This is a genomic window from Caballeronia sordidicola (genome assembly GCF_000729995.1).
Lineage (GTDB): Bacteria > Pseudomonadota > Gammaproteobacteria > Burkholderiales > Burkholderiaceae > Caballeronia > Caballeronia sordidicola_A.
On the sequence record NZ_JNFG01000009.1, the window covers coordinates 85,093 to 99,164 of the forward strand.

The 14,072-nt window shown below is 57.8% G+C and carries 8 protein-coding genes; 4 read left to right on the forward strand and 4 right to left on the reverse strand.

The genetic code is table 11. From position 1 onward, the window contains the following. Positions 1–203: 203 nt before the first annotated feature. Together FH08_RS53280 and FH08_RS0109805 are read right to left on the reverse strand one after the other, a co-directional pair. Complete coding sequence (locus tag FH08_RS53280) at positions 204–413, reverse strand: hypothetical protein (protein ID WP_051888053.1); 210 nt, start codon at positions 411–413, stop codon at positions 204–206. A 195-nt stretch (positions 414–608) separates the two neighbouring features. After that, on the reverse strand, positions 609–4,715 hold the full coding sequence (locus tag FH08_RS0109805) for a hypothetical protein (RefSeq protein ID WP_031358156.1): 4,107 nt from the start codon (positions 4,713–4,715) through the stop codon (positions 609–611). A 396-nt stretch (positions 4,716–5,111) separates the two neighbouring features. Here FH08_RS0109805 and FH08_RS51745 point away from each other — a divergent pair, with 396 nt between their 5' ends. Then, positions 5,112–5,474, forward strand: a complete 363-nt coding sequence (locus tag FH08_RS51745) for a hypothetical protein (RefSeq protein ID WP_152602777.1) — start codon at positions 5,112–5,114, stop codon at positions 5,472–5,474. Positions 5,475–6,384: 910 nt separating this feature from the next. On the opposite strand, the gene FH08_RS48290 is transcribed toward FH08_RS51745, so the two are convergent. Both FH08_RS48290 and FH08_RS53285 read right to left on the reverse strand, forming a co-directional pair. Continuing rightward, a complete protein-coding gene (locus tag FH08_RS48290) occupies positions 6,385–8,895 on the reverse strand; it encodes a Tn3 family transposase (RefSeq protein ID WP_235210321.1) in 2,511 nt (836 codons plus the stop codon). Further along, positions 8,850–9,308 (reverse strand): DUF4158 domain-containing protein, encoded by a 459-nt coding sequence (locus tag FH08_RS53285; protein WP_235210322.1) that lies wholly within the window; start codon positions 9,306–9,308, stop codon positions 8,850–8,852. The genes FH08_RS48290 and FH08_RS53285 overlap by 46 nt, the downstream gene beginning before the upstream one ends. A gap of 795 nt (positions 9,309–10,103) precedes the next feature. Between FH08_RS53285 and FH08_RS0109830 the strand changes: the two genes are divergently transcribed. The 3 genes from FH08_RS0109830 (at position 10,104) to FH08_RS0109855 (ending at position 13,782) form a co-directional block, all read left to right on the forward strand. After that, the gene (locus tag FH08_RS0109830; RefSeq protein WP_031358159.1) at positions 10,104–10,499 is read left to right on the forward strand and encodes a hypothetical protein; all 396 of its coding nucleotides are present in this window, start codon (positions 10,104–10,106) and stop codon (positions 10,497–10,499) included. Continuing rightward, a protein-coding gene (locus FH08_RS0109840; protein ID WP_235210323.1) for an IS3 family transposase occupies positions 10,500–12,052 on the forward strand; the annotation gives its coding sequence in 2 pieces (ribosomal slippage) (positions 10,500–10,962 and positions 10,962–12,052; 1,554 coding nt in all). A 689-nt stretch (positions 12,053–12,741) separates the two neighbouring features. After that, positions 12,742–13,782 (forward strand): glycoside hydrolase family 75 protein, encoded by a 1,041-nt coding sequence (locus FH08_RS0109855; RefSeq protein WP_152602778.1) that lies wholly within the window; start codon positions 12,742–12,744, stop codon positions 13,780–13,782. Positions 13,783–14,072 lie beyond the last annotated feature (290 nt).

Consider the following 14,072-nt stretch of genomic DNA (forward strand, 5'->3'; position numbering starts at 1 on the left):
GTTGTCGATATTTTGCCCGCAAACATACTATCCGACTTGGGTATTCGACAACCTTCAATCCGGCATAGGGCAAGCTGTTTCTGGCGCTTACAGCTAAATGCGTTTTCAGACCATGTTGTGAGGCGTTGCTCAAAATTTTTGTTTTCGAAATGCACCTGCTCTTTAGCAGAGCTTTTGAAAGGACGGATTCGAAACAGAAGTTTTTATGACATACGCATAGCGAGATACCATCCTGCCGGATCAGCGCCGGCGTCCTCGCCCCTCAAGGCAGCCACTTGTCGAACTAAATCCAGAGTTATGTCCCACCCTGTGGGGATCTTGGCTGCACGCGACACGCCGGAACCAAGTAAAAGTGCAAACATACCCTTGCCAGCCTGCATTTCAAACGCAAGTGAGCTCACAGAATCAAGCATGAAATTCTCCAGAATCGGTTTGATAGTTTGCTGCTTGCACAGTGCCGCGCGGGAAAAACCAGCCTAATCAAATTCAGCCAAAAATCCGGCCAGTCCAACTAATTCGGTGCCGCGAGTGCCGACGCGCCGACCGAAAAAGTTAGCAAGTCATTGATTCATAGGGAGGCGCAGTCTAATGAATTCGGTTTCCCCGCACTACCATGGCAAGCGCGCTCGATGCAGCGTAGCCGCGCTGTTCAGTTGATCAAACAGTTGTTGTGGGAGCTGCACGCTCGTTGCTAGCGAGGCGGCCCTGAGCAGTTGCGCAAGCTGCTCAGGGGCATTTCCTTCTTCGCAAATCGCTTCTCGCAGCAATGGGACCGAGAGGCTTGGCGATCGCAGCAACGCCGGAGTGCGCGCGTGCTCTCGCCACATGTTCGAGAAAGCTTTGGCGAGGGGTTTGAACGCCGAGTCGAGGAAAACTTTGCTCGGCAAGGTCGATAGCCAATTTAGAGCTCGAATTTGGCACCGCGCCGTTGTCTCGGGGCTGCGTCGGCTTTCCATGAGAAGTCGGAAAACGGCTCCCAATCTATCGATCGGGTTTGCGTCGGAGGTCGTAGCTAGCTTCCCCGCGTCGACGGGGTCGACGGAGATCGCACGTAACGCCTCGCGCGCTTCGCCGAGAAGCACCGCGCTGTGGGCTAGACCACCGAGGTCGGCGATCCAGGCAGCGGCGAGCTCCTCGACTGAGCCGCCCGAGAGGGCTCGGATGAACAGAGCAAGGCAGAACACCGATTCCACGCCCATCGGAACGGATCGATCGGCATCCAGCACCTCGCCCTCAAAGGGCAACAAAGCCCTCGGCAATGAATGGCTTTGGTTTCTTTTTTGCGCCCAGTATTGCCAATAGTATTCGCTCTGATGGTAAAGACAATCTGACAATTGTTCGAATTGGCCTCGGTCGAATAGCTCGTCGCAGCAGAGGTTCCAAAATAGGGATCCGGCCGTCACCAACCTTGAATTGGACAGGGTGGCCCGAAGCGCCTCGACACCTTCGCCTTCGACACGCAGCAGCGAAGCGATTTCGACCACAAACATCGCTGCCATCTCCGACGGCAGTTTGGGCAATTCTGCGATGGATTTGTCGCGGTGCGGGTTGCTGCACTGGCCGAGTTGAGGTTCGCCAACCGGTTCGGATTCGAACTTGCCGCGAAGCTGTTCCAAAATCCAGCGGAGCACATGGCCGCCGAGCTTTTTGGCGGCAAACAGGTCGAACTGTTTGCCCGGGTCAAAGTCTCGCTCGAACGCCGACAGTCCCGCAACGACAAGCCCAACCACACGGGAGCGCGCCCCGTCTTTGAACGCGCAATATGCGGCATCGAAGAGCGCGCCTCCGGTCATCGCCGGCATCGCGCTTTCGCTCGCGCTTTGCGACGCGATTTCGAACCATTCCGACGCTGCGCCAAAATCTCCCGAGGTTCCCGCTGCGTAGGCCGCTTTGCGCAAAACATGGGGGTCGCGTTCGAGATCGGCGTCAGAGGACGTGGGGCGCCATAGCGACCCTTTCCACAAGTTTAATGCTTGCTTGAAATCGTTTCTTCCAAAGTAGACGGCGGCTTCCTGCGCTATTAAGACGGGCGCGTCGCCGAAGCTCTCGGTGGCCGTTCGGAGGCATGCAAGGGAGTCTGCGCCGCGAGACAGGTGGTCTTCGTAGAGAACCGACAGCAATCTGGCGGCGGAAACTCCCATCGCTTTCGCGTTCCATTGCTCCGCTAGGGAAAGCATTCTGAGCAGCGTCTCTTCGGCAAGCTGCCAGCGAGGCGCTTCTCGATTCGCCTCGTTTTTCCAAGGCCCTTGGACGAATAGATGGTTTCTGCTGAACATCGGGATGGTGAACGCCTTCAGCATCCGATCGCGAGCCGCAGGAGTTGTCGCCTCAAGCGCGCCAATGAATTCTCGCAACTGGTCCAAATCTTTGCAGCGTGCGAAATTGAAGCCAAAGAGGGCGGCGATCAGATCGGCGTCTGCCGTTATGCCACGTGGGCATAACTCAGTGGTCATCCCTTCGCTGATCGGCGCCTCGGGAATAGCAGGTTCCAAGCGATTGATTTCTTCGAGAGCGTGAACAATGGTTCTCGCCCCAAACGACTGATCCGGTGAATCAGCCACCGACATGGCCCACATGAACTGGCTCGCGTCTCGCTGCTTCGCATTTTGGATGCGCGCTACGGAGTCTTCCCACTCCGTGGCTAGGAGCGAGAGTTCGGCTGTGGCCCGCAGCTTTGCGATTCGAAATTGTGTCAGCCGCAAGAGAGCGATCGTGTGAGCGCTAAACCGCGCCGTATTTGCGCTGTCGCCACGCCCTACAAAGACAATGGGGGTTACCAAATCCGCGGCGGCACCGTGCAGCGCCCGCTTCTCGTCAATCAGGGAGGACAAAATAGCCGAAAGGCGACTGTCGTCTCCGCTTTCCCACGCGTGCATGAAGAGCGCGAAAGCCTTGTCCATTGAAATAGAGCGACGGCGCACGAGCGCATCGAAGATGCACTCGTGCGCTTGTGCGACCTTCTTGGGGGACCACACCAGCTTGGCCTGTTGAGTGAGGAGCGCAGTGATTTTGTATTCGTGAGATGACTGTGTTTCGATCCATCGGCCGACCATGCGATCAAGCGCATCTCCGGGCGAGCGCAGTCCAACGAACTCCTCTCCAATTAACAAGACCGCCTCGCGGTCTAAAGTGCTCAGAGCGAGACTGAGCGAGTAAAGAAGGTCAAGGTCTGTGTCGGGAAGCGTTCTCGCCGCCTCACGTCGAGCGAACGCACGCGCCTGCTCGATGCTTGCTGGCGGATTTTCCATCAATGTGGCGGGTGGATTGTGCCAATCCGCGCCCTGCAATTCGAGTCCCAGCAGATGCACGAGCTTCGGATGTCCGCCGCCGCTTCGCGCAAGAATTGCCGCGGCGAATTGTAAGCTCTGGTCGCTAGGGCAGCCTAGGGCAGACACGAACTCGCCGATCTCTTCCCGCGAAAGGTCGGGCACTGCATGAATATGGATGCCAGCCGTCCGCAGCCGAGGGTCGACTGCCTCAGGATGAACTCCCTTCGCCGTCAGAATCAAAAATTGTTCGCGGCGCGCGCACTGCTCGGCCACCACGCCGAATCGCGTCCATACCGCTTGCGTGATCGTGGTTGCGACCGGAAAGTCGTCCACAACAACCACTGCTCGGGACGGCAGGTCACGAGTTGTCAGGAGCAGATGGTCGAATGCAGAAGCTAGCGCGGACGCGTCAAATGCCGACAAGTCGACCCAGCAATCGACGCCGCCAAGTTCTTTTCCGACCAAGCTGGCGACAGTTGTCTTCCCTCTCCCCTCGGAGCCGACAATCAGCGCGGGGAAGCCTCGTCGAACGATCGCTTCGATAAGCGGTCGACGAGGCAAGCAGAACCGCGGAAGCGTAGGTTCGACCCCCAGTGTGGCGGATGAGAAAGAGACCGAGGGCAGTTGCCCCGGCGTCGCGCCTCTCCCAGCAGCCAACGCTCGGCCCATTAGAGAGACGAGGTCGCGTGTCAAAGGGAGCATCACGCTCGTTTTGGCCTCAAACACTTTGAGCAGATCTGCTTTGGTCAGGGAGCGTAAGTTGACGTCGCGATGCTTGATCGTTTCGACGCAATGAGCGAGAAGTCCGTCGACAGCTTTCAGCGACTCGTTGTGGTCGATGTTCCGCTTGTCGCCCAAATCGATTGCCTCCCGTTCCACGGCAAGCCGAACCGCATCCGTCGAGGGTTCTTTTGTCGCCCAATCGATGCGCTCGAAGAGCTTTGAACGCAGTTCCACCGGGGTGGCAGAGTCAAGGAACCGCCGTAAGGTTGGGGGCTGCAGGGTTGAATTCAGATGGCGAGCAACGCGTGATGCGGCATCGTCGTCCCCTTCGGCCGCCATTCGCCAAAGGTCTATTCCTTTCACGCCTTGGAACGGATCGCCTTTCTCCGAGCCAACGTCCCCTCGCGTGACGAAGCGCATTCTGATCGGCCGGCTTGGGTTGCGTTCGAGGTGAGCCCAGAAATTCTCGATAGCTTCGCGGACATCACCGGACCCGAGCGAGATGTTCTTGCCGGAGTTTTTGATCTGAGATGTGCTGGTTTCGCCGTTTTCGTCTACGAGGTCAAAGTCTTCCGCGCCTTCCAGGTAAAGCAATTGACCAGCGCCGAGCTGCATCCAAGCCTCGATTGATCGCCAAATTTGATAGTCGTAGCCCCGCAGCGAATCGATTGCCTGCCGACGGGTGTCGGCTGTGACCGGAGTGGAACGCGTATCGGAAATCACTGAATGCCCATTCCTGCGAAGGACGCGTCCCGTTCACGAATCGGTAGCCCAAGCGCCATCGTGTGGGCACACGAGGTCGCCAGCGCAATGTCTTGTGGAAGAGACGCGGCGATAACTCGTGTCGGTTGGTCAGCCTCAGGGTGTGACATCGGCGTTATTGTTGCCTCGGGATTTGTATCGCATTTTACGGGCAAGAGTGCCTGATTTGCTGAATTACCTTTCCATCGCCGGATAAAAATTTTCGTGGAAGGTGATCGTTGTGGCGAGTTTCAGCATCGATCTGATCCCGGAGAATTCAGCCCAGATTCCATGATTCTTTGTGGCCAATTTTGGCAATATGATGCAATCCGAGGATCTAATGCTATCTGAAAATCTTCATCCCGAGTTACCGCGTAATTGAGCGCCATTCGTTACAAAATACGTTCGTGTACTGCAGTATTAAGGCAAACCAGTTGGAGTCAAGTCGAACGAACAGAGCTATGGCAAGTCGAGGAGCTAAGCATTCTCGAAGCGCGGGAGCGGAAGGGCACCAATGCGTTAGATATCGGCCAGAGAAGGATCGCAGCCCGTGACGCGATGAAGAGCGAGTTGACACTCGGAGTATTTGAAAGTGAAGCTGACTTTTTCGCGATCATCGGGTCGCTGTCGCGCACCGGCCTGATCTCAACCGTCGCGGCATACGGTGGCACCTTCTATGAGTCTTCGCCGCTTTTCGAGCGCTTGGTCCACATGGTTGACTTTGACGCGGCTGCAGCATAGAGAGGAGATAGGGGCGAGAGTTGCGAGAAGGGAGAAATTGGTTCGAGATGCGCTGCTCGCAGTCCTTGGAGATGCTTCAACGACAATGAGACATGTAGAGGGTAGGGGCGCTGCAACTGATCAGTCTTACGGTGCGCTAAAATATATATCGTATTCCTACACAATTTTACATAAGCAAAGTTGTCAACGAGAAAGCCTGTGGAAGCAGGGGACTCACTGAGCAGAGAAACTGGAGGGCAACAACTACGCTGCGGTCAACTGCAAAACGCCGTCTCGATCACCAACTTGGTCGCCGTAAAAAAGAGGCGTGCGTAGCAAATACCGCAAGTTCGAGTACCGGTTAGTACGCGACAATTGACCGCTCACGTGCAGCCGCACTCAGACCCAATTGCGCCAGCCCAGTCCGATCCAAACTCAGGCGGCTCTCTTCGAGCTCCCAGTGTTAAGACGCAAGAGAACTCGAAGGGCCTGCACGAAAGCGTGAGTGAGGTAAGTGGGTTTGATTTGCACTGAATTCTGACCCGCCTGAAGCAGTATCCCAAGTCAGGATTTAGTGCAAACAACGCTGCCATGGTTCTCCTCAGCCTGCTAGTTGGATTGAGGCCACTGCTGCTGACGCGCTGGTAGGGGTATTCGTCCTTTTCGTGCTAAATCTGGCGGTTTGATTTGATTTTTCTTTTAAAAACAATGGGATGCGAATTCCCCATTTTGCTGGAGCGCACCCTTTTTGATGCAAAATCTGGCGCTTGTGTTCGACCGCGTCCGATCGGCAAGCGCGTGATTGAGTGCAGCTAGCCAATCCGCACCATGCGCTTGGTGGTTGCGCGCACGTTTCGTCGCAGCTACTGCTTCTGTGACGAGAGGCGCGTTGTCCCGTTCAACTCCGTCGTTACAGCTTTACAGAACCGCTTCACGATCCGGCCACGCGTCGCCACGGGGCTGCGTCGAGCAGCACCTCGCGATAGCGGTCGATCGGAAAGTTCAACGTCCCGCGGAAATTGACATGTGCGAAGTGCGCCGGCCCCATCCGCCGCAGCCAGTCGTCGTCAACCCCTTGACCCTTGCTTCGCCAACGATCAAGGGTTGCCTGGATACGCCGCGTATTCCACGCAATGACCAGATTTGTCAGCAGCGTCAAAGAGCCGGATATCGCGATCATTTCGTCGCGGCGCCGTCCGCGCTCCGGCGCAATCTTGCCGGTGTAGATCGCGCGCTGCAACTGATGGACCGATTCGCCGCGGTTGAGCAGCGCATGCATTTCTCGCCTGAATTCAATGTTGCTGAAGTAGTCGCACAGGAAAAGCGTGCGCAGCATTCTGCCAAGGTGGTCCGCTGCCCGGTACACCGGGTCGCCCTGCGCCGCGCTGCCGAACCGCTGCAATGCGACCATTGCGCTCACGCGTCCCGCATGAATCGATGCGACGAGCCGCAGCAGTTCCGTCCAGCCAGCGCGAATCGCCTTGATGGAGATCTCGTAGGCGACGACCGCTGCCAGTCCCTCGGGAGCAGCCACGCCTTTCGGCAGATGCAGTTTGCGTTCCGAGAGGTTGCGCAGACGCGGGCAGAGATCAAAACCGAGCAGCTTCGACACTGTCATGCCTACGTTCGTGTATCCATGCGTGTCTACTGAAAGTCGCAACAGTCCACCGTCGTCGCGGTTCTCGTTGTGGCGGATCACGCCCTCGATCGCCACTCCAGCCTGGCGTTCATTCAGCACGATAAGCTGGTTATAGACAGTACCGTGCTGATCCAGCACGTGCGTGTACATACCCACCGCATGGGTGCGACGTCGCGGATCGACCCGCGCATAAAAGAGGTGCGGTGACGTATCCAGGCTCATTGAGTCGCTCGATGCCTGCCGTCCGGTACCCCAGAGTTCCGTAATCGGATGCGTACGCTGGAACTGCACCACGCGATCGTTTGCACGCCACAGCCGACCCGGCATCTCAAGGAAGCGCATTGCCGTCGAAATGTGCGCCGGGTCCAATTGCGGGATCATGGCGGCAACGCTTTTCGCGTCCAGTTCCGTGCCATGGGCGATCAACGCAACGTACAGCGAGACGAGTTCGTTCGCATCGCGCGCCTTGCGTGACCGGAGCACTTCACTGAAGCCAGTGTAGGCATCCATCTCCATGATCATGTCGGCGAACTGTGCGGTGCCGATCTCCCTGAATATCAGATCCCGCGTGCGTTTCGGTATGCCATCGGTCGGCAACGCTTCGATCGCCGACAGATCCAGCGCGCCGTCGGTGCCGATCGTCACGCGGTCTGCCTCGCGCGCTTCCTCAAGCGCGGCCAGGCCTGCCTTGAGGTGTTCCGTCAACCGTTCGATGAACGGCTCCGCTGTTCCCGGCAATCCGAGCGACGACAGGTAGCGGTCGCGTTCGCTTTCCCATTGCGCGGGTGGAATCAGCAACTGGTCGCGCTCCCGGAACGACAGGCTGTGGTTGATCCAGACTGAGCCGCGGCGAAGCCCCTTGCGCAGACCCGTGATTGCCGATGCCTCCAGTGCCCGCATCGCGCGCGTCCGATCGTCACCCTGGACGAGATCGCGCCAGGCGGCGCTGACCGGCACATCGCAGTCGGGTGGCAATTCGGTCGCGCCGCTGTCATGCAGTGTGCCGATAAGTTCGAGCTGTCGCAGGCTCGGTTCCGCTTCGCGGCCCACGAAGCCTAGCTCACGTAACGGCCCCAGCAGATTGCGGATGCGGTGATGATCGTCGGTGAGCGTTTCGCGTACGCTGGCTGCGTGACTTGCTGGTGGCCTGTCCCCGAGATCCTCGAGCAACTTGCCAATATCGTCGAGACGCTCTTGCGCCGTACGCTTGCCACTCTGAACCAGCGCCTTGATCGCGTCCAGTTGCTGCCGGTATTCGATAGCAGAGCGTGCCTGCCGGACCGTCGTGCGATCGTAAGCCTGCCGTACGAGGTCGGAGACCCGGCGCCCCGCTTGATAGAGTAGCGCGTCCGTCAGCTCGAGCAGCGTGATGCGTAGGAAAAAGATCAGCTCGATGGTGCGGGTCCAGTGCTTGAGTTCGCGGACCTTCGCAGGACGGCGAGCCTGGATGCGCTGCGCGTATGCGTGCTGCTTTGCGATTGGCACGGCGTCCAGTTCCCACGTATGCGCGCCGAGCTCTTTGAGGAATCGAACCTTCTCCAGGGTTTCGGTGAGCGTCGTGGGGCTGTGTCGCGCCGGCGGTGTCTTCAGCCATTCGAGCACTCTCATTCCGGAGGTCCCGTGCTGGGATGAGAGGACGGCATCAGCGTGCACCAACTGCGCTTGCGTGACCGTTGCCTCGATACGTGCAAGCAGACCGCGTTCAACATCCGACCAGATCGCACGGCCGAGATCCCGCAGTTTCCGCTCGGCAGGTATCAGAATGCGATGCTCATACAGCCAGCAATGGGCATGCTGGAGCAACTCGTCGAGGGTGAGCGATTCGGTGGCATCCGCGCTTTAAGTTCCACCCAGCGGCTCGGGCTGATCGACATCATGCCGAGATATTCGCAGGTCCAGGCCTGATGCTCATACAGTGTCTTATAGCGCTGATAAAGCGTGCGAAGGGAGGCGATCGTCGGAGTGGGCAGGCCGAGCCGCTCGCCAACATAGTGCAGTAACTGGCGCGGCAGTGTGCCGACATGATCGAGTGTGTGGCCACTGGCCCGCAGAAAGATCAGTTGGATCGCCGCGCCGGCACGACGATCACGCCGAAAACGCTCGTTGACTGCGGCAACGTCGCTGTCAGTCAACGCGAAGTAGCGCTCCACGTCGAATTCGGACAATCGGGTGGGCAGGCGATCCTGTCCCACATAGCGAAATTCCAGACCTGGCATCTCCTGCCTCCCGTCAAGGTCGCGCGATCCGCAGTCGCGGGCAGGTATGTTATCGCAGGCGTTTTTTGAACCTCCTGACAACAGTCTGAGCCGATGGCAGCGCTATAAATAACGGCTCTGCGCAGGAAGCGCCAGATTTAGCACGAAAAGGACGATTACCCCTACGCGCGCTCCTGCGTTAGGACGCTACATGCGGAAGACGATGCTCGGGGAGAGTTTGGCAGCTCCAATAATCCGCTCGCGATGAGTCGGGTACGGATGCCTCACTTCATCTTCTCGGAAGCCATCGACTGGCGGATGCTGCCTAAGTCGGTTATGGCTGAATGTCGAGAGCTCGCTCGTGCATCGGAGGCTCACGAGCTGTCTATCGTCGATTGCTGGTCGACAAACGTCAGTGATTTGCTTCTCACGTTCCACAAGATGAAGAAGCTCTGCGGCCATCTTGGTTACAGAGCGTGGATTATGGCGGCAACGGTACGGTCGGCCCACGGCCTTCCGGCTGCGCTTTGACTGGACAGCGAATGGGAGTCGCTTGACCTGCTCAAAGCGATGAATGAGGCCAATTCGTTCAAGGGTGACCCCGACGACGACTTCGAGTTGGACCCGGAGAACCCCATCGGTGGCGTTTTGCGAGGTGGCCGCAGGGCCTCATTGTTGAGCACCAGTTTCGACGACCACAGTCGCATTCACTAACGGCTTGCTTACAGAAGCGCGAGGTCCTATAACTAGTCGAGGACCTCGCGTCTTAGCTCGCTCAATTGAGCGCTATAAGCAATAACAAGAAGAGAGGCTGCTATGGCAACTGGAAGGTTTATTCGCGCACTCGTCCTCGCTTTGGTCGCATCTGGAATGTCGCAATACTCCTACGCCAGTTCTTCATACGATTATCTCGGGAAAGCAACGAACTCGTTGTACGCACTCGACGACAAATCGAGTCCTCAAGAGGTGTTGCAAGCCTATCGAGACGGATGTGGCGCCCTTCGTCGGCTGGACAAAGATGAAGACTTCAAACGGCGCTTAAACGATAAGGCAGGCTCGAAATCGAAATTACAAGTGCCGGACGAGGCTCTCAAAGCGGCACAAGAGCTTGCTGACAGCTTCGTCGTGCCCGAAATAACCCCCGGCGTCAGAATAGTTGTCGTGTTATCTGATTCTTATAGACATGGTCCGGGGGCGGTAAAATCAGGGTGAATGAAAACCTACTCAGCAGAAAGAAAAGAAGCGCTGGTGCGGCGCATGATGCCACCGGAAAACGCGCTGGTTTCGGCGCTGGCCAGAGAAACGGGGATTACCGAACAGACGTTGTACACGTGGCGCCGACAGGCGAAAGGACAAGGGTTAGCCGTGCCGGGCGATGGGAAGAATCCCGAAGCATGGTTTTCGGAGGACAAGTTTGCAGTAGTGCTGGAAACCGCGCCGCTCAATGCAGCGGAGCTGGCCGAGTATTGCCGTCGAAAGGGTCTTTATCCGGAACAGATATCTGCCTGGCGAGCCGCCTGTCGAACTGCGAATGCGAATGCCACGGAGCTGGCACGCGAGCAGCGCCAGCAGTCGAAAGAGGACAGGAAGCGTATCCAGGAGCTCGAGAAGGAGTTGCAGCGCAAGGAGAAGGCGCTGGCGGAAGCGGCTGCGCTGCTGATTCTGAGAAAAAAAGCCCAGGCGATCTGGGGAGACAAAGAGGACGATTGATCAACGTCCCGGATCGCCTGTTATGTATATCGTTGATACGCGAGGCGGCGCAGTCAGGTTGCCGGCTGGAGAAGGCTTGCGACGAGCTGGGCCTGAGCCTGCGCACGTTCCAGCGCTGGGTGGGTGACGGTGACGCGGTGCACGCCGATGGCCGTACCACGACCGAACGGCCGCCGCCGGGTAACCAGCTGAGTGAGGCCGAACGGCAACAGATTCTTGAGGTAGCCAATAGTGCGGAGTTTGCCAGCTTGCCGCCCAGCCAGATCGTGCCAAGCCTGGCGGATCGCGGCGTGTATGTCGCGTCGGAATCGAGCTTTTACCGCGTGCTGCGCAGCGCCTCGCAGCAGCATCACCGGGGTCGTGCGCGCAAGCCTTCGACCCGGGTGGTGACCAGTCATTGTGCGACAGCGCCGAATCAGGTCTGGTCGTGGGACATCACGTGGCTGCCGGCGGCGGTCAAAGGACAGTACTACTACTGGTACATGATGCTGGACGTGTTCAGCCGCAAGATTGTTGCTCACGAAGTGCATGAAGCCGAATCGGCGGAACTGGCCGCGTTGCTGATGCGGCGTGCCAGTCTGGCCGAGGGCCTGGCAGGACGTCCTCTGGTGCTGCACTCGGATAACGGCAGCCCGATGAAAGGTGCGACGATGCTTGCCACTCTGGAGAACTTGGGGGTTGCGGCCTCGTTTAGCCGGCCGCGTGTGAGTAATGACAACCCGTACGCAGAGTCGCTGTTCCGCACCTGCAAGTACCGGCCCGACTATCCACGCAGGCCGTTCGGCAGCGTGGATGAGGCCCGTGCCTGGACGCAGAAGTTCGTGCGTTGGTACAACCAGGAGCACAAACACAGCGGCCTGAAATTCGTCACGCCGGCGCAGCGCCACAACGGCGTAGCCGCCGCAGTGCTCGCGCAACGTGAAGCCGTTTATGCAGAGGCCAGGCAGCGCAATCCACAGCGTTGGTCCCGATCGACGCGCAATTGGGAATTGAAGGATGAAGTCTGGCTCAATCCGGAGCGTATGCAGCCGGAAGAACTAAAGCAGTTTGCTTGAAGTGACGCGACAACTACGTTGACAACCGCCGATAACGGCGCTCACGCAAGTGGGTGTGGACGAAAAATTCGCGCACGTAATTATGAAAAGAGCGAGGCAGTTCAGTGGAGATATAACAAGCAAACCGGATGTCAAGCTCGTTGAGAGAGACATCACCGAGATGAAGAACGCTGTGTGCGACGCTAGCAACGAGGTGTCTTCAGCGATAAGTGCGTCGGACCGCCAAAAGCTTCTCTTGTATGTGCAGCTCGGCATTGGTGGCGTAAGCATCATGGTGGCAGACGCCGTAACAGAGCTCCCCACAGCGGGGCTGTCGGCTCTTTCCTTATCGCTCGGCGCTGGGATGGCGTCGGCTGCGATGTCGAAGGGGTTTCCCGGAAGTTGAACTCGGCCATAGAGAGGGTCAAAGCCATGGTAGATGTACACGTGGAAAACTTTGTTCGAATGATGTCAATTTGGGTTGACACGTCGAAGAGCTGCGTACAAATGGCATTGGCCGCGTTAGTGCTTCCGACCTTCTTTCTTCGAAAAGTACTTGGAGTTCCCGAAAGCGAAGCCCTTCGGCCTTACATTGATGGATGGCTGCTGGCGTCCTGGGGGTTTCTGAGTCTGTCTATTGGAACGGGTCTCCTTTACCAAATTACCGCAGCACGGCTGATTGGAGATGCACTCATGGGCTCACATTCTAGTTGGCAGTTCCCTTATCAACTGTTTTGGACGATGAGCGGCTCCTTCTTCGCAGGGATTCTCTTTTTTATCGCTGGAGTTGCGCTGAGGCATTAGAGCTTGCGCATGTCGGGGCGCGCACGGACGGTGTTGGATGGGCAAACACAAAAATGGCGGAGAAGAAGATGCATAGGAAACTTAGGCTTGCAGTTTGTGCGCTTCTGACGCTGGTTGCTTTGATAGCGAAAGCCGAGACCTATACGCCACCCTCGACTTCAGCTGCAGTTTTCAGCGGGATGACCTTAACGGGAGCGCCAATCGCAAGCGACTGGAGGGCAGCGATTGCTGAATGTAGTGCAACGGGAACGGTCGGTGGCCAGCACGTCCAGGGCTGCGGGCGTTGGTGCGACGACCAACTTCGCGTCAATGGCAAGCCGAATTCTAAATGCACCAAGCCTGGACAAGTGCTTTCTAAGCCGAATCCGATCAGGAACACAGTGCTCCTAAAACTTCGAGATGGAACAATCTTGTTCGATGCGAAGATGTCGCTCGACACCGACGGAGCGGGAACGCTTCAGGGTGACCAAACGCGTCAACCTGACACTTCACTGAGATACGCCGATGGCAAAAGCCTGAGTGCCGGGAAAATACCGTTCATTGTTATTCCTTCGACACTCGTAACCCAGGCCGGCATTCATCTCGGCGACTTGGCCGCAGTGGTGTCCGGGAGTCACATCGCTTATGCCGTTGTCGGTGACGGCGGACCGAAATACAGCTTGGGCGAAGGTTCGATAAAGCTGCACGAAGAGCTTGGCCACAGCGTTTGCACCGCGACTAACCCTGCGAGCGGCGATTGCACAAAGGTTCGCGACATTGATTTGCCTGCCCCAGTTATTTATCTCGTATTCCCGGGAAGTCACCGCACTCTATGCGCGGGCAGCCCCATGAAAAGTAGCGATAGGCTTTGCCCGACGATGACACCAGCTAATTTGGCAGACCAGATTGAGGCCCATGGGAAAACCCTCTTCCAGCAGTTGAAGGCGAGCGCCGGCGGCGGGGGATGAGTTGCTCACAGTGGCTGCGCGGGGGGGGGGTCGAACAACGAGAGCGAGGCTGGCCCGAGATGCCTTGGAGCCAACCTTACAAAGCTGATCGAGGACCGACCCGGGCCGACCCATGTTCACCCCAGGGGGTAGGCCTAGAACCCCCGTCGCGACTAGCGTCGCAGAGCGCCGCGAACTCAGTACGAGTTACACTCGCACGGCAAAAGGAAATCGCGGCACCGAGCGCGGGAAAATCCCTCGCGGATTCTGCGCCAAACCGGTACTGCGTTGGACCCATCGCTCGGTGCCCT